At 72.0% G+C, this 15805-nt stretch carries 14 protein-coding genes; all 14 read left to right on the forward strand.

Going from position 1 to position 15805, the window contains the following annotated elements:
- Positions 1–44 precede the first annotated feature (44 nt).
- The 14 genes from ACFQ58_RS05715 to fusA all read left to right on the forward strand — a co-directional run bounded on the left by ACFQ58_RS05715 (position 45) and on the right by fusA (position 15710).
- Positions 45–1127: a hypothetical protein gene (locus ACFQ58_RS05715; RefSeq protein ID WP_376950077.1), complete on the forward strand. Its 1083-nt coding sequence runs from the start codon at positions 45–47 to the stop codon at positions 1125–1127.
- Between the two features lie 121 nt (positions 1128–1248).
- Positions 1249–2478, forward strand: a complete 1230-nt coding sequence (locus ACFQ58_RS05720; protein ID WP_376950078.1) for an RDD family protein — start codon at positions 1249–1251, stop codon at positions 2476–2478.
- Complete coding sequence (locus ACFQ58_RS05725; protein WP_376950079.1) at positions 2475–6953, forward strand: FtsK/SpoIIIE domain-containing protein; 4479 nt, start codon at positions 2475–2477, stop codon at positions 6951–6953. The genes ACFQ58_RS05720 and ACFQ58_RS05725 overlap by 4 nt, the downstream gene beginning before the upstream one ends.
- A gap of 77 nt (positions 6954–7030) precedes the next feature.
- A complete protein-coding gene (locus ACFQ58_RS05730; protein ID WP_376950080.1) occupies positions 7031–7336 on the forward strand; it encodes a hypothetical protein in 306 nt (101 codons plus the stop codon).
- Positions 7337–7343: 7 nt separating this feature from the next.
- Positions 7344–8609, forward strand: coding sequence for a hypothetical protein (locus ACFQ58_RS05735; RefSeq protein ID WP_376950081.1), 1266 nt, complete (start codon positions 7344–7346; stop codon positions 8607–8609).
- On the forward strand, positions 8606–9226 hold the full coding sequence (locus ACFQ58_RS05740; protein WP_376950082.1) for a hypothetical protein: 621 nt from the start codon (positions 8606–8608) through the stop codon (positions 9224–9226). The genes ACFQ58_RS05735 and ACFQ58_RS05740 overlap by 4 nt, the downstream gene beginning before the upstream one ends.
- Positions 9223–9783, forward strand: a complete 561-nt coding sequence (locus ACFQ58_RS05745) for a hypothetical protein (RefSeq protein ID WP_376950083.1) — start codon at positions 9223–9225, stop codon at positions 9781–9783. Before ACFQ58_RS05740 ends, ACFQ58_RS05745 begins: the two co-directional genes overlap by 4 nt.
- A complete protein-coding gene (locus ACFQ58_RS05750) occupies positions 9780–10676 on the forward strand; it encodes a hypothetical protein (RefSeq protein ID WP_376950084.1) in 897 nt (298 codons plus the stop codon). Before ACFQ58_RS05745 ends, ACFQ58_RS05750 begins: the two co-directional genes overlap by 4 nt.
- 103 nt (positions 10677–10779) lie before the next feature.
- Positions 10780–11070, forward strand: a complete 291-nt coding sequence (locus ACFQ58_RS05755) for a WXG100 family type VII secretion target (RefSeq protein WP_229724797.1) — start codon at positions 10780–10782, stop codon at positions 11068–11070.
- Positions 11071–11156: 86 nt separating this feature from the next.
- Positions 11157–11633, forward strand: a complete 477-nt coding sequence (locus ACFQ58_RS05760; protein WP_376950085.1) for a DUF6121 family protein — start codon at positions 11157–11159, stop codon at positions 11631–11633.
- A 77-nt stretch (positions 11634–11710) separates the two neighbouring features.
- Positions 11711–12358, forward strand: a complete 648-nt coding sequence (locus ACFQ58_RS05765; protein ID WP_376950086.1) for a spermidine/putrescine ABC transporter substrate-binding protein — start codon at positions 11711–11713, stop codon at positions 12356–12358.
- A 298-nt stretch (positions 12359–12656) separates the two neighbouring features.
- On the forward strand, positions 12657–13031 hold the full coding sequence (gene rpsL / locus ACFQ58_RS05770) for a 30S ribosomal protein S12 (RefSeq protein ID WP_022889720.1): 375 nt from the start codon (positions 12657–12659) through the stop codon (positions 13029–13031).
- Positions 13031–13501, forward strand: coding sequence for a 30S ribosomal protein S7 (rpsG, locus tag ACFQ58_RS05775; protein WP_092668506.1), 471 nt, complete (start codon positions 13031–13033; stop codon positions 13499–13501). The genes rpsL and rpsG overlap by 1 nt, the downstream gene beginning before the upstream one ends.
- Before the next feature lie 94 nt (positions 13502–13595).
- On the forward strand, positions 13596–15710 hold the full coding sequence (gene fusA, locus ACFQ58_RS05780; RefSeq protein ID WP_376950087.1) for an elongation factor G: 2115 nt from the start codon (positions 13596–13598) through the stop codon (positions 15708–15710).
- Positions 15711–15805: the final 95 nt, after the last annotated feature.

Consider the following 15805-nt stretch of genomic DNA (forward strand, 5'->3'; position numbering starts at 1 on the left):
TGAGCGCACCGCGGGCAGACGGTGCTGCCCGGAAGGAGCGCACGATGAGCGACACGACTCCCGGAGCCGGCCCCGAGCGGCGCGACCTCGACGGCGACGGCGTGCCCGACGAACCGGCCGCCGCGCAGCGCGACGTCGACCCCACGGCCGACGACGCGGCCGACGTCGACCGGCTCGAGCCGCCGTCGCCCGCCCCGAGCGACGCCGCCGGTGAACCGCCTCGCGAGCCGGAATACACCGGCACCGACGCGGTCTTCGCGGGCACGCCCGCAGCCGCTGCGACCGCCGAGGGCGACACCGTTACGTACGACCGGTCCGAGCTCGACGAAGCGGTCGAACGTGCGCGCACCGAGCACCCGCCGGTCGCGACTCCGAGCCCCGATCCGGCCGACCGGACCGACACCAGCGCGATGCAGCGCGACGACCTGCTCGCCGGCAGCCCCGACCCCGTCCGCGCCGAGGACGTGCGGCGTGAGACGGGCGTGCCCGAGACCGTCGGGGTCGCCGGCGCGACCGGCGTCGCCGCGGCGTCTGCCCCATCCGCGCCCGAACCGCCGGCCCCGCAGGCCATCTACGTCCAGGCGCCGCCGAAGCCGCGCACGCGGGGCAACCGCGGATTCGGCATCCTCGTGGGCCTGATCGCCACGGTCGTCTTCGCGCTGCTGTACGCCGGCATCTCGTTCCTCGTGATCCTCTCGCAGCAGCCCGCCGAGGCGGCCCGTGTGTTCGGCCAGTTCGCCGCCCAGCCGGTCTTCTGGATCCCGGTGGTCTTCTTCTTCCTCTCGTTCGCGCTGCTCGCGGTCATCCTCAATCGCGCGGCGTGGTGGACCTGGGCCGTCTTCGGCCTGCTCCTGGGCGTGATCGTGTACTTCTCGTACATCGGCGCCTCCCTGCTGACCGTCGGTGCGTGGCAGTTCACGCCCGCCGAGGCGGCGGACTTCCTGCGCCAGCGCTGGCTCGACCCGTTCGCGATCATCGCGTTCATCGTCGCGCGCGAGCTGCCGATCTGGTTCGGCGGATGGATCGCCGCGCACGGTCGCACGGTCGGAGAGCGCAACCGCGAGGCGCACGAGGAGTACGAGCGGCAGCTGGCGGCCGGCCCGCAGCCGATCTCCTCGTCCCGCTGAGTCGCGGCATCCGGTTCAACTACCCTCGATGGGGGTGCGCTCATGGTGAGCGCTCCCCATCGACGTGGCGCACCCGGCCTGCTTGGGTGGCTCCCTGACCCTGCATACCCGAGGAGCGCTGTTGAGCATCACGATGCACGCCGACGAGCCCATGCACGGGCTCCGGCCCGACCGCCGGCCTGATCCGGTGTACGCCGCGGCCCTCGGGTTGCGGCCTGCGCCGTCGGGGCGTCGCGCCGCTGCCTTCTCGCTCGACGCGCTCGCGTGGGTCGTCGCATCCGTGCCCGCCGTGATCGGCTGGGTGCTGCTGGTCCCGGCCGTGGTCGGGTCCGGCGGTGCGGTCGAGGCGTCGGATGTCGCGACGCTCGTCGGCCCGCTCGTGCTCGTCGCCGTCGGGCAGCTCCTCGTCGCGATCTTCGGGATCACCCAGCTCGCCCTGCACGGCCGGCGCGGCGTGACGATCGGCAAGGCGTCGTTCGGGCTGCGGTCGGTGAACGTCGCGTCGTTCGAGCGGCCGGGGTTCTGGCGCATCGTGCTGCGCGCGCTCGTGCTGTGGGCCTCGCAGCTCGTGCTGCCCGTCGCCGGTCCCGCGCTCTGCTTCGCCTCCGGGCTCTGGGATCCCGAGGGTCGTGGCCGGAGCTGGCTGGACCGCATCGGCCGGTGCTGGGTGCTCGACGCACGACACGCGCTCGACCCGTTCGACGCGAAGACGCTGCGGCACGCCCGTCGCCAGGTCGAGGCCGCGCCGCTCGCCGAACGGCCGGCGCTGCCCTCGCTCGCGACCGATCGCGCGGTCGATGAGCGCACCTTCATCCCCGCGGCGAGGTCGAGCTCGGGCGTCGTCGCCGCACCGCCCGTCGTGCCGGCCGAACCCGACGCACCGTCCTCGCCGGGCGCGTGGTCGCCTCCGCCGATCGGGCTGCCGGCTGCCGCGGCCCCGGCGTCCGTCGCGCCGATCTCGTCGTCGGCGGCGTCCACGCCTCCGGTGGCCCCGCCCGCCGCGGCGAGCCGCGCCTCGGCGACGCTCGTCTTCGCCGACGGTGCCCGCCTCGCGGCATCCGGAACCACCCTGCTCGGGCGCAGCCCGGCACGCGGCGACGCCGACCCGGCCGACGCCGCGCTGCTGCCGCTCGCCGACGTGTCGATGGGGCTGTCGAAGACGCACGCCGCCGTCGTGGTGGATGCCCGCGGCGTGCGCGTGACCGATCGCTGGTCGAGCAACGGCACCGAGGTCGTCGCGCCCGACGGCGGCGTGCAGGTCCTCGAGCCCGGCGTGCCGCACACCGTGCCGGCCGGGTCGTCCGTGCGGCTCGGGGGTCTCGAGTTCCGCGTCGAGGAGGTCGGCGCATGAAGCTCAAGCTCGGCCTGCGCCGCCAGAGCGGCCCGGGCGTCGACGTCGTCGTCACGGCCGATGCCACCGCGACCGTCGGCGACGTGGCGCGCGCGGTCGCCGACGCCGACCCCGCCGCCGCGCACCTGCCGCGGCACGACGGGCCGCTGACCCTCGCCGTCGCGCCGCCGACCTCGTCCGAACCGGTCGTGCTCGATCCCGGCACGCTCGCGGCCGACGCGCCGATCGGATCCGGGTTCAACGCCGCGATCGTCTCGCCTGCGGCGCGCACGGCTGCCGGCGATGCGCCCGTCGCCGTCATGCACGTGCACTCCGGCGCCGACGCCGGACGGGAGTTCCCGCTGCGCCGCGGGCACGGGGTCATCGGCCGTGCGGCCGACGCCGACGTGGTGCTCGCCGACCCGCTCGTGTCGAAGCGGCACGCACGCGTCGAGGTCGACCAGGCCGTCGAGCTCGTCGACCTCAACTCCGCGAACGGGCTGCTCGTCGACGGCGGGCAGGTCGCGCGCGTGCGCGCCACGCCCGGGGTGCGCGTCACGATCGGCGACACCGTCGTGTCCTTCTCCATGCTCGCGGGCACGGATGCCGCGGCCGACCCGGTGCTCGAACGCGGCGGCGCGCTCATGTTCAACCGGTCGCCGCGCGTCGAGCCGCGCTATCCGGGCACCGCCCACCCCGAGCCCCGGGTGCCGAGCGAGGAGAACCCGCGGCTGTTCCCGTGGCCGATGATCGCGTCGCCGGTTCTCATGGGACTCGGCATCTTCGCCATCACGCAACGACCCGCGTCGCTGCTCATCGTCGCGCTCACGCCGGTGATGCTCGTCGCCAACTACCTGGGCTCGCGGATGGGCAGCGGCAAGAAGCTGCAGCGCGAGATCGAGACGTTCGAGGTGCAGCTCGAGCAGCTCGAGGAGACGCTCGAACGCGAGCGGCACGTCGAGCGCGAACGCCGGCACGACGAGACGCCGCCCGTCGCGACGGTCTACGAACAGGCGATGCGCCTCGGCCCACTGCTCTGGACGCGGCGGCCCGAGCACTGGAACTTCCTCGGCCTCCGACTCGGCGTCGGACGGGCGGCCTCGCGCAACTCGGTCCGCGACTCGCAGGGCGCCATGCCCGGCATCCCGAAGTACGCCCGCCAGGTCGACGTGCTGCGCGAGCGGTACCGCGAGATCGACGACGTGCCCGTGATCGAGGTGCTCTCGAGCTCGGGCTCGCTCGGCATCGCCGGACCGGCCAACCTGGCCGCCGACGCGCTGCGTGGCGTGGCGGTGCAGCTCTTCGGCCTGCACGCACCCAACGACGTCGTGGCCGCCGCGATCGTCGACCCCGCGTGGAGCCGCGAGCTCGACTGGCTCAAGTGGCTGCCGCACACCTCGGGCGAGCGCAACCCCGTCGGCGGCGCGGCGCTCGCCGACAGCCCGTCGGCGGGAGCGGCGCTGCTCAACGCGCTCGAGGAACTCATCCTCTCCCGGCTGCACGCGGCGCCCGTGCGTCGCGGTCCGCTCGCCGACGACGACACGTCGATGGCGCGCGGCTCGAAGATCGGCACGCCCGGCGGCGTGCGCGAGGAGTCGCGGCCCGATTCCGCGCTCATCCTGATCGTGTCGGCCGACGCCCCGGTCGACCGTCCGCGGCTGGTGCAGCTCATCGAACGCGGTGCCGAGGTCGGCATCCACGCCGTCTTCGTCGCCCCGACCGTGGCATCGCTGCCCGCGGCGTGCCGCACGTACGTCGACGTGAGCGAGGGCCTCGACCGCGCGCGCATCGGCGTCGTGCGTTCCGGCGTCGAGTACGCGCCGGTCGCCGTCGAGGGCGTCTCCATGCGCTACGCCGAGGTGTTCGCGCGCCGGCTCGCTCCGGTCGTCGACGCGAGCACCGTGATCGAGGACTCGAGCGACCTGCCGCGGAGCGTGTCGATGCTCTCGCTGATCGGCGACGACATGGCGCGCGAACCCGACGCCGTCGTCGAGCGCTGGCGCCAGAACGCGTCGATCGTCGATCGGTCGGGCGTCAAGCTGCCTCGGCTCAAGCGCGCCGGAACGCTCAAGGCGTTCGTCGGGCAGGGCAGCCCCGACTCCATGACGCTCGACCTGCGCACGCAGGGCCCGCACGCGCTCGTCGGCGGCACCACCGGCGCGGGAAAGTCCGAGTTCCTGCAGGCGTGGGTGCTGGGGATGGCGGCCGAGTACAGCCCCGACCGCGTGACGTTCCTCTTCGTCGACTACAAGGGCGGCTCGGCGTTCGCGGACTGCGTCGAGCTCCCGCACTGCGTCGGACTCGTGACCGACCTGAGCCCGCACCTGGTGCGGCGCGCGCTCACGAGCCTGCGGGCCGAGCTGCACCACCGCGAGCACCTCTTCAACCGCAAGAAGGCCAAGGACCTGCTCGAGCTCGAGAAGCGGCAGGACCCCGAGACCCCGCCCGCCCTCGTCATCGTCATCGACGAGTTCGCCGCCCTCGCCGGCGACGTGCCCGAGTTCGTGGACGGCGTGGTCGACATCGCGCAGCGCGGCCGGTCGCTCGGCATCCACCTCATCATGGCCACCCAGCGCCCCGCCGGAGTCATCAAGGACAACCTGCGCGCCAACACGAACCTCCGCGTCGCGCTGCGCATGGCCGACGAGTCCGACTCGCGCGACGTCGTCGGCGACGCGGTCGCCGCGGGCTTCGATCCTTCGATCCCCGGTCGCGGCATCGCGAAGACCGGCCCAGGCCGGCTCGTTCCGTTCCAGTCCGCGTACGCGGGCGGATGGACGAGCGACGAGCCGACGGTCGCCGACGTGCGCCTCGCCGAGCTGCGCTTCGGTTCCACGATCGTGTGGGAGCGCGAGGGCGCCCAGGACGACGATGCCCACGTGGGCGACCCCGGCCCCAACGACCAGAAGCGGATGGTCGACGCGTTCATCCGCGCCGCGTCGGCCGCCCGGATCCCGGCCCCGCGCCGGCCGTGGCTCGACGACCTCGCCTCCACCGTCGCGACGGAGGACCTCCCGATGCGCGGCGACGGCGAGATCGTGTTCGGCCTCGCCGACATCCCCGAGCGCCAGCAGCAGGCGCCCATGTCGTTCCTGCCCGATCGCGACGGTGCGATGCTCGTGTACGGCACGAGCGGCGCGGGCAAGTCGACGCTCCTGCGCACCCTCGCCGTGGCGGTCGGCATGCGACCCGAGCTCGGACCGGCCGAGGTCTACGGGCTCGACTTCGGGTCGGGCGCGCTGCGCTCGCTCGAGGCGCTCCCGCACGTCGGCTCCGTCGTCGCCGGCGACGACCCCGAGCGCGTGCAGCGGCTCCTCCGCACGCTCGATGAGCTGCTCGACCGTCGCGGCCGCGCGTTCAGCGCCGCGAACGCCGCGAGCCTGACCGAGTACCGCCAGCTCACCGGCATCCGGGAGCCTCGCGTGCTGCTGCTGATCGACGGGTTCGCGCAGTTCAAGGCCGATTGGGACTCCACGACGGTGCGCATGCCCTTCTACAACGTGGTGATGCGCGTGCTCGCCGAGGGCCGGCCGCTGGGCGTGCACGTCGTCGCGACGGCCGACCGCTCGGGCGCCGTGCCGACGGCGGTGAGCGCCAACGTGACCAAGCGCATCGTGCTGCGGCTGTCCGACGAGGGCGGCTACCAGGTGCTCGGGGTGCCGAAGGACGTGCTCGACGACCGCTCGGCCCCGGGTCGCGCGATCGTCGACGGGTTCGAGACCCAGGTGGCCGTGCTCGGCGGCACTGCGAACGTCGCCGAGCAGACGAAGGCGCTCGAGGCGCTCGCCGCCCGATTGCGCGCCGCCGGGGCGCTCGAGGCCGCGCCCATCCGGGCGCTGCCCGCCTCGTTCGTCGCCGACGAGCTGCCCGCGTCCATCGCCGGCGAGCCGGCGCTCGGGCTCTCCGATGACACGCTGGCCCCGATCGGATTCGAGCCCGTGGGCACGTTCGCGATCACCGGTCCTCCGCAGAGCGGCAAGACGACCGCGATGCGCGCGGTGATCGACGCCGTGCGCCGGCACGACCCCGGGGTGAAGCTGTTCCATCTCGCGGGCCGCCGCGCGGCGCTCACCGACCATGCCGAGTGGATGCGCAGCGCCACCTCGGTCGACGAGGTGAAGGCGCTCGCGCGCGAGCTCGTCGACGTGATCGGCGATCCGACCGTCCCGGGCCGCTACCTCATCGCGGTCGAGAACGTCACGCAGTTCGCCGATTCCGACGCCGAGCGGCCGCTCAAGGAGTTGTTCCAGGCCGTGAACCGCAGCGACCACTTCCTGGTCGGCGACGCGGACGTCGCGAACCTCTCGAGCGGCTTCGGCTTCGTCGGCGACTTCAAGGCGGGCCGTCGGGGCGTCGCCCTGAAGCCCGACGCCTACGACGGCGACGCGGTGTTCAAGACGCCGTTCCCGAAGGTGAAGCGATCCGACTTCCCCGAGGGCCGTGGCTTCTTCGTGCAGAACGGGCGGGCGACGCTCGTCCAGCTCCCGCAGCGCTGATGGGCGCCGGTGGGGACCGCTCCCCATGTCGCCCCGGTGCGGCGCGGCGTTAGCGTGATGCGGTCGAGAGGAGAGCGATGAGCGACGAGGTGCTGATCCCGCTCGCGTCCATGGCCGAACTGGACCAGGCGCTGAAGGACATCGTCATCGAGTTCGAGGATGCCGGCTCGCGCACGGACTCGCTGCTCGACGCGATCGGTCGTCCGTTCGGCCGCGGCGGCCTGCGCGACGCGGCCGACGAGTTCGAGGGCGCATGGGACGACAAGCGCGAGACCCTCAAGGGCCACCTCGTCGACCTGCAGGAGCAGGTCGCGGCCGTCAAGGACGCCTGGGAGGAGCTCGACCGCGAGCTCGGTTCCAGCCTCGAGCAGAACGGAGGCTGAGGAGCCGATGGGCAACACCGCCTACTTCCACCGCACCATGCCCGACTCGCCCAAGGGCCGCGAGATCGAGCGCATCGACGACTCGGGCCAGCGCATCGTGACGCGCGCCACGCAGATCGAGAGCCTGGGCGAGCGGATGCTGCGCGCCGCCGACACGCTGAAGCTGATGGTCGACGGCCAGGTCGGCAAGGGCCTCTCGCTCGACGAGGTCCGCGAGCAGGGCGAGGACGTGCACGCCGACCTCAAGAAGGCCGGCGAGCGCTACAAGCCCAGCGGAACCGCGCTCAAGGCCTACGGCAAGGTCGTGGCCGAGGTCGCACCGGGCCTGAATCGCGCGGCGGGTGACTGCGAGTCGCTCTGGGAGACGGTGCGCTCGCGCGCCGCGGACGTCGACGAGGCCGAGGACACGCCCGCGAGCGAGGACGGGAGCACGGCGGCCCGGGAGTCCGCGACGGCGTCGGCGACCACCACCCTCTCGACCGCGAAGGAGGAGTGGGAGGAGGCCGCCCGCCGGTTCGACGGCTACTACGACACGTGGGACGAGGCGTACGACGACGCGGTCGCAGGGCTCCGCGACGCCAACGAGGACGGCGTGAAGGACGGATTCTGGGACGACGTGCTCCCGTTCGTGGAGGCGCTCGTGACGGTGCTCGAGTACGTCGGCATCGCGCTCGTGCTCGCAGCGCTCATCGTCGGCGGGCCGCTCATCGCGGCGCTCGCCACGATCGTCGCGATCCTGACGCTGCTCGGGACGATCATCCTCTTCGCCAAGGGGCGCAAGGACGGCAAGGACCTCGGGATGGCGATCATCGGGGTCATCCCGTTCGGCAAGTTCGCCAAGCTCGCCGACCTCGGATCGATCGCGAGCGCTGGGTCGCGCTTCCCGCGACTGTCGGGGTTCCGCAACATGATGCTCGCGGGCGAGGACTTCGCCGCGCTCCGAACGCACCTCGGCCGCATCGACGACCTCGCGCGGGCCGATTGGGGCACCGGTGCCATGCACACCTTCGACCAGGCCACGGCGGGCTCGCGATTCATCCAGCGGGTGATCTCGGGGACCCCGTACGTCTGGGAGAACACCACGTTCACGCGCACCGCCGACACGTTCTTCGGCCGGCTGCTCGGCGTCGGCGACTCGGCCACGAACGCCGGCGCGTGGGACCTCCACTGGGGCTACCGGCAGGCGCAGGTGACCGCGGTCTCGGTCACCGACTGGGTGATCGACCAGGTGAGCACGGCACAGCAGGACGCCACCGTAGACTCGTGGCGATGAGCCCGAGCCTGCGCGATGAGCTGACCGGAACCGCTCGACCCGCGCTCCCGCCCTTCGTCCTCCTCCTGCCACGCGGCTGGGTCTCGGTCGAGCCCACGAAGGCGGCGTTCGCCGACCTCGCCGGCCGGACCTCGGCGGTCCTCCGGTCCGTCCACCGGCCCGATCTCGACGCGCAGCTGCGATCGATGCTCGAGCGCGCAGGCGACGAGTTCCTCCGCCGCGACCCCGTCCGCCTCATCTACCCGGCCGACGTTCCGGCCGACGAGCTCTTCCCGCTCTCGATCACCGCGGTGCGGCTCGCGGCGCCCGGTGGCGGCCCGCTCGACCCGCACGTGGCCGCGCTGCGACGCGACCGGGGAGCGCGCACGCTCGGCGACGACGGCGTCATCCTGCGGTGGGAGGAGCAGCACGCGCATCGGGTGGCCGGCGGCGAGCTCGCGGTGCACTCGTTCGACTACCTCGTCGCCGTCCCCGGGACCGGGCGACGCGAGGGGCTGCTCTTCAGCGCCGTCATCCCGTCGGCCGCGGGCGGCGAGCGGCTCGACGGCGACACCGTCCGGGCAGCGGGCGTCCTCGCCGATGCCATCATGTCGACCTTCCGATGGAGCGCCGCATGAGGTTCGAGGTCGTCTACCCGGCCGAGACGTGGTCGATCATGCCCGAGCCCGGTGCCGGCGCCGACGACCTCTGGGTCGCCGAGCAGCGAATGGCGTACTCCGGAGGCGTGCTCGCCGGCCTCGCCGACGCGCTCGAGGGCGCCGCGCGCGAGGCGCTCGCGCGCCGGCGCACCGGCATCGACACGTCGCTGTTCTTCCGGCCATCCGACATGCCCATGACCGGCGTCCTGCACGCGACGATCCGCGCCCTCCCGGCCGAGGTCGACGCCGAGGCCGCGACGTCCGGCTCGCTCGACTGGATGCTGCCCGACGCGGCGCTGCTCACCGAGCCGGCGGTCGAGGAGTTCGAGACCGAGTCGGTGCCGCACGGCTACCGGGCCGCGTACGTGACCACCGTGCCCGACGGCGCCGGGGCGACGCTGGCCGGGATCTCGTACGGGCTGGTGCTGCCGGGCATGGTCGGCGTGGTCTTCTCCGAGCTCGCCGATCGCGAGGTCATCGGCACGATGCAGCGGTTCGCCGATCCCGTCGTCGGCTCCCTGCGGGTGGTCGGATGACGGACACGCTCGACGGGCCCGCCGCGACGTGGGCGCGGGCCGCGAGTGGCGGCGACGTGCAGTACCGGATCTCGGAACTCGACCGCGCGGCGATCGGCGCCGTGCCCGGCTACGACGCGCAGGTCGGCGCGCAGGTCGGCGCGACGGTCGCCGAGCTCCGCCGATCGCGCGCCGAGGCGATCCGACGCGTGGCGCAGCGCGACGGCAGCGCCGCGGCCGAGCTCGGCCGATCCGGAGGGCGGACGGCCGCCCTCGTGCTCGGCGTGCTCGCGTCCTGCTTCGCGGCCGCGTTCCACCTGGGTCGTGCGGTCTTCGACGCCGTCGACGTGCTGCCGTGGATCACGGTGCTGGTGTGGGCCGCCGCCGTCCTCGTCGGACTCGGCCTGCTGCCGCTCCGACGCGAGGCGGCGCCGACCAGCGGGGTCGTCGCGCTCGCATGGACGGCCACGGTGCTGTGCGGGGTCGCCCTCGTGCTGAGCGCGCTCCTCGGCAGCGTCACGCCCGAGACGGCGGCGGTGTTCGCGATCGCGCTCGGGGGAGTGATCGCCCTCGCGGCGATCGCCGCCGCGGCCGGCGTCGTCGCGCACCGGATCCCGGCCGAAGTGCGGGCCGCGACGGCGCGTTGCATGGGGGAGTTCGCCGTCGTGCAGGGCGAAGCGGCGGCCGGCATCCTCGAGGGGGCATTCGCGCAGCTCCGCACCGCGTGGGCCTCGGTCGATCCGAGCGGACGCGAGCGCGTCGAGGCCGACATCGATGCGGCGTACCGCATCCTCGACGACCGAGGCTTCGGCGCGGCGGACCGGGCGGAGGTCCCCGGCGGGCTCGTGCTCACCCGCACCGCCGTCGCGGCGTCGCGCGAGCTGGAGTCGACGCTCTCTGCCCGACGGCCCTGACCGGTGGGGAGTGCTCCCCATGTGACCGCCCTCGCATCGTCCGTAGTCTGGGGTCACCGGCTCGCAGTCGCGGGCACTCCCCCGAACGAAGGAAGGTTCCACGATGGCTGCAGACTTCGGCGCCTCGTACGGCGAGATGGAAGCGATGGCGAGCAAGCTGTCCGACGCGCGCGACGACATCCAGTCGCAGCTCGACCAGCTGAAGAGCTCGGTCGACAACCTGCTCGGCAACGACTTCAAGACCCAGCACGCGTCCGGCAAGTTCGGCCAGGGCTACGAGGAGCTCACCACGGGCCTCAAGAGCGCGGTCGACGGCATCGGCGAGATGGGCGAGGCGCTGCGCGGCATGATGCAGGCCATCCAGGACCTCGACCAGCAGCTCGCCGGGCGCTGAGCCGCGAGACGCGTCCACGGCGGGGCGGGACCACGACGGTCCCGCCCCGCCGTTCGTCGTTCCGGGCGGCGGCGTAGGCTCGAGGCGTGGCGACGAACTCGACCTCCGCGTGGACCGTCGCGGGCTTCGCGGCCGCCCTGCAGCTCGCGCTCATCGTGGCCGCGTTCGGCCTGGTGAGCCTGTTCGCCGACCTCGAGCCGATCTCCGACCCGGCCGCCGGCCGGCTCGTCGGACCCATCACGGTCGGGGTCTCGGTGCTCGCGCTGCTCCTCCTCCTCGGCGGCGCGCTCACCCGCGGCATCCGCCCCTGGTCGGCCGCCGGCCTCGCGGTCGTCGTCACGTGGGCGGCCGGCGTCGTCGCCGCGGCGATCGCCTACGCCGTGTCGACCGGCACCCTGCTGGCCGCTGCGATCTTCGCGGCGTCGTTCATGACGATCGGCTTCGGGGTCATCATCCCCATCACGGGCGCGCTCGTGGCGCTCCTCGCCGCCGTCACCGTCCGCGCGCAGCAGGGCGGCGTCGACCGCCCGCGCTGGCCGTGGGAGCGCGACGACGAGCAGTGACCGCGCCGCGCCCGGCGCGGTGACATCCGTTCGCAGCCTGCGCCGCCCGCACGGGCACGCGCAGTAGGGTGAACCGCGTGGAGGGATCGGTCGAGGCCCGCGTGAGCCACGAGGTCGACCGCTGGCTCGCCTGGCTGCCGCGCTGGCGGCCGGGGACGCACCGCGGCCGCGTGCGCCTCTGCACGCGCTGCTTCGGCTCGCCGATCCTCGCCGCCTCGGGCCTCGACGTCGACGTGCCCCACCCCGTCCAGCACGCGTTCTCGATGCGCATGAAGGGCATCATCGACGCCTCGGTCGACGACTACACCGCGCGCAACCTGCCGATGTTGCACCGCGAGATCCGTCTCGCCGAGGATCGCAAGGCGCGGCGCCCGTACCGTGCGGGGGAGGGGCTCGACCCCGAGTTCCGCGGGCTCGACCTCGACCCTGAAGAGACGCCGGGCCAGCCGTTCCTCTTCACGCTGCAGGGCCTCGAGGCGGATGCCGCGGCCGAGTCGGCCGAACCGGCGCCTCGCCCGTTCACGCCGCAGGAGAAGGAGGCGCTGCGCGAGGAGGTGCGCCTGGCCGACGAGTTCGCGAAGCAGCTCGGCCGGCGCATCTGCATCGAGCTCGCCCACCACCGGGCCAGGATCGCCGCCGCGGTCGAGCGCCACGTCGAGCCGCAGGTGGCCCAGATGCTCGCCGACCTCGACCGCGAACTCGACGCGCCGGGGTGGCCGGGCTGAGTCGACGCATCATTCGCTGAGGGCGTGCGCCCGAGCCATCTCGCCCATTTGACCGGGTCGTTACGCCCGATTACCATTGATCGGGTGTGCGCGTTGTCGCGCGCTCGCGTCGTGCCCGCGGAACCCCGCGGGCCCGTTGCGGGTACTCACGATACGCACGCAGGGCGTCGGCTCGCCACCGATCCGATCGCCCCCACGGCATACCCACCACCAACAGGCTCCGCCGCTCGGCGGTGCCGGTGGGTCGTGATGTGAAATCCATCAATGCTGTCACCGTGCAGCACAACAAGGAGAAGCAGTGCCAACCATTCAGCAGTTGGTCCGCAAGGGTCGCTCGCCGAAGGTCACCAAGACCAAGGCTCCCGCCCTGAAGGCCAACCCCCAGCAGCGCGGCGTGTGCACGCGTGTGTACACCACCACCCCGAAGAAGCCGAACTCGGCGCTCCGCAAGGTCGCCCGCGTGAAGCTCTCGAACGGCACCGAGGTGACCGCCTACATCCCCGGTGAGGGCCACAACCTGCAGGAGCACTCGATGGTGCTCGTCCGCGGTGGTCGTGTGAAGGACCTCCCCGGCGTGCGCTACAAGATCATCCGCGGCGCGCTCGACACGCAGGCCGTGAAGAACCGCAAGCAGGCTCGTAGCCGCTACGGCGCGAAGATGGAGAAGAAGTAATGCCTCGCAAGGGTCCCGCTCCGAAGCGCCCCGTCGTCGCCGACCCGGTCTACGGTTCGCCGGTCGTCAGCCAGCTCGTCAACAAGATCCTCATCGACGGCAAGAAGGACCTCGCCCAGCGCATCGTCTACGAGGCGCTCGAGAACGTCGCGAACAAGTCCGGCCAGGACGCCGTCGCGACGCTCAAGAAGGCCCTCGACAACGTGCGCCCCACGCTCGAGGTGCGGTCGCGCCGCGTCGGCGGCTCGACCTACCAGGTCCCCGTCGAGGTCAAGCCCCACCGCGCGAACACCCTGGCGCTGCGCTGGCTCACCAGCTACGCCAAGGCCCGTCGCGAGAAGACCATGACCGAGCGTCTCACCAACGAGATCCTCGACGCGTCGAACGGCCTGGGTGCCGCGGTCAAGCGCCGCGAGGACACCCACAAGATGGCCGAGTCGAACCGCGCCTTCGCCCACTACCGCTGGTAGCGGGCCGAGCGGATGCCGCGGGCCCCGCGCTCGCGGCCGGTACGCGGCATCCGCTCACCCCCACTCTCACCTTCCCGATCAACGGAGGAACCCCGTGGCACTTGACGTGCTCACCGACCTGAGCAAGGTCCGCAACATCGGCATCATGGCGCACATCGATGCCGGCAAGACCACCACCACCGAGCGCATCCTGTTCTACACGGGCGTCAACCACAAGATCGGCGAGACGCACGACGGTGCCTCGACCACCGACTGGATGGAGCAGGAGAAGGAGCGCGGCATCACGATCACGTCGGCCGCCGTGACCTGCTTCTGGAACAAGAACCAGATCAACATCATCGACACGCCCGGCCACGTCGACTTCACGGTCGAGGTCGAGCGCTCGCTGCGCGTGCTCGACGGCGCGGTCGCCGTCTTCGACGGCAAGGAGGGCGTGGAGCCCCAGTCCGAGACCGTCTGGCGCCAGGCCGACAAGTACAACGTCCCCCGCATCTGCTTCGTCAACAAGATGGACAAGCTCGGCGCGGACTTCTACTTCACCGTCGACACCATCGTCAAGCGACTCGGTGCCAAGCCGCTCGTGCTCCAGCTGCCGATCGGCGCCGAGAGCGACTTCCTCGGCGTCATCGACCTCGTCGAGATGCGTGCCCTCGTCTGGCCCGGCGACGCCAAGGGCGACGTGACCATGGGTGCCAAGTACGAGGTGCAGGAGATCCCCGCCGACCTCAAGGAGAAGGCCGAGGAGTACCGCCAGCAGCTGCTCGAGACCGTCGCCGAGACCAGCGACGAGCTGCTCGAGAAGTTCTTCGGCGGCGAGGAGCTCACGGTCGCCGAGATCAAGGGCGCCATCCGCAAGCTCACCGTCAACTCCGAGATCTACCCCGTGCTCTGCGGCTCGGCGTTCAAGAACCGCGGCGTGCAGCCCATGCTCGACGCGGTCGTCGACTTCCTTCCGTCGCCGCTCGACGTGCCGGCGGTCGAGGGTCGCAACCCCCGCAACGAGGACGAGGTCATCGAGCGTCACCCCGACGCCAACGACCCCTTCGCGGCGCTCGCGTTCAAGGTCGCGGTGCACCCGTTCTTCGGTCGCCTCACCTACATCCGCGTCTACTCGGGTCACCTCGCCTCGGGCGGCCAGGTCATCAACTCGACCAAGGGCAAGAAGGAGCGCATCGGGAAGATCTTCCAGATGCACGCCAACAAGGAGAACCCGGTCGACTCGGTCACGGCAGGCAACATCTACGCCGTCATCGGCCTCAAGGACACGACGACCGGCGACACGCTGTGCGACCCCGACAACCAGGTCGTGCTCGAGTCGATGACGTTCCCGGCCCCGGTCATCGAGGTCGCGATCGAGCCGAAGACCAAGGCCGACCAGGAGAAGCTCGGCACCGCGATCCAGAAGCTCGCCGAGGAGGACCCGACCTTCCGCACCGAGCTCAACCAGGAGACCGGCCAGACCGTCATCAAGGGCATGGGCGAGCTGCACCTCGACATCCTCGTCGACCGCATGAAGCGCGAGTTCAAGGTCGAGGCCAACGTCGGCAAGCCGCAGGTGGCCTACCGCGAGACGATCAAGCGCGCGGTCGAGAAGCACGACTACACGCACAAGAAGCAGACGGGTGGCTCGGGCCAGTTCGCGAAGATCCAGTTCGCGCTGGAGCCGCTCGAGATCGAGGGCGACAAGACGTACGAGTTCGAGAACAAGGTCACGGGTGGCCGCGTCCCGCGCGAGTACATCCCCTCGGTCGACGCCGGCTTCCAGGACGCCATGCAGTACGGCATCCTCGCGGGCTACCCGATGGTCGGCGTCAAGGGCATCCTGCTCGACGGCGCCGCCCACGACGTCGACTCCTCGGAGATGGCGTTCAAGATCGCCGGTTCGATGGGCTTCAAGGAGGCCGCTCGGAAGGCGAACCCCGTCCTGCTCGAGCCGCTGATGGCCGTCGAGGTCCGTACTCCCGAGGAGTACATGGGCGACGTCATCGGCGACCTGAACTCGCGCCGCGGCCAGATCCAGTCCATGGAGGACGCCGCCGGCGTGAAGGTCGTGCGTGCGCACGTCCCGCTCTCGGAGATGTTCGGCTACATCGGAGACCTGCGGTCCAAGACCTCGGGACGCGCGGTGTACTCGATGGAGTTCGAGAGCTACGCGGAGGTCCCGAAGGCCGTTGCCGACGAGATCGTCCAGAAGAACAAGGGCGAGTAGCGCCCGAACGCACGAGCCGACAGGTTCGCGTAACATAACAACACAACCCCCGTAGCTCACCGGTCGCAATCCGGCGCCCGGTGCTGCTACACGGA

Source organism: Agromyces sp. NPDC056523, assembly GCF_042794545.1.
Taxonomy (GTDB): Bacteria; Actinomycetota; Actinomycetes; order Actinomycetales; family Microbacteriaceae; genus Agromyces.

Excerpts from the sequence above, each read along its gene's own strand:
- ACFQ58_RS05715 (WP_376950077.1), top strand. The coding sequence starts at position 45 with ATGAGCGACACGACTCCCGGAGCCGGCCCCGAGCGGCGCGACCTCGAC.
- ACFQ58_RS05725 (WP_376950079.1), top strand. The coding sequence starts at position 2,475 with ATGAAGCTCAAGCTCGGCCTGCGCCGCCAGAGCGGCCCGGGCGTCGAC.
- ACFQ58_RS05730 (WP_376950080.1), top strand. The coding sequence starts at position 7,031 with ATGAGCGACGAGGTGCTGATCCCGCTCGCGTCCATGGCCGAACTGGAC.
- ACFQ58_RS05735 (WP_376950081.1), top strand. The coding sequence starts at position 7,344 with ATGGGCAACACCGCCTACTTCCACCGCACCATGCCCGACTCGCCCAAG.
- ACFQ58_RS05740 (WP_376950082.1), top strand. The coding sequence starts at position 8,606 with ATGAGCCCGAGCCTGCGCGATGAGCTGACCGGAACCGCTCGACCCGCG.
- ACFQ58_RS05745 (WP_376950083.1), top strand. The coding sequence starts at position 9,223 with ATGAGGTTCGAGGTCGTCTACCCGGCCGAGACGTGGTCGATCATGCCC.
- ACFQ58_RS05750 (WP_376950084.1), top strand. The coding sequence starts at position 9,780 with ATGACGGACACGCTCGACGGGCCCGCCGCGACGTGGGCGCGGGCCGCG.
- ACFQ58_RS05755 (WP_229724797.1), top strand. The coding sequence starts at position 10,780 with ATGGCTGCAGACTTCGGCGCCTCGTACGGCGAGATGGAAGCGATGGCG.
- rpsG (WP_092668506.1), top strand. The coding sequence starts at position 13,031 with ATGCCTCGCAAGGGTCCCGCTCCGAAGCGCCCCGTCGTCGCCGACCCG.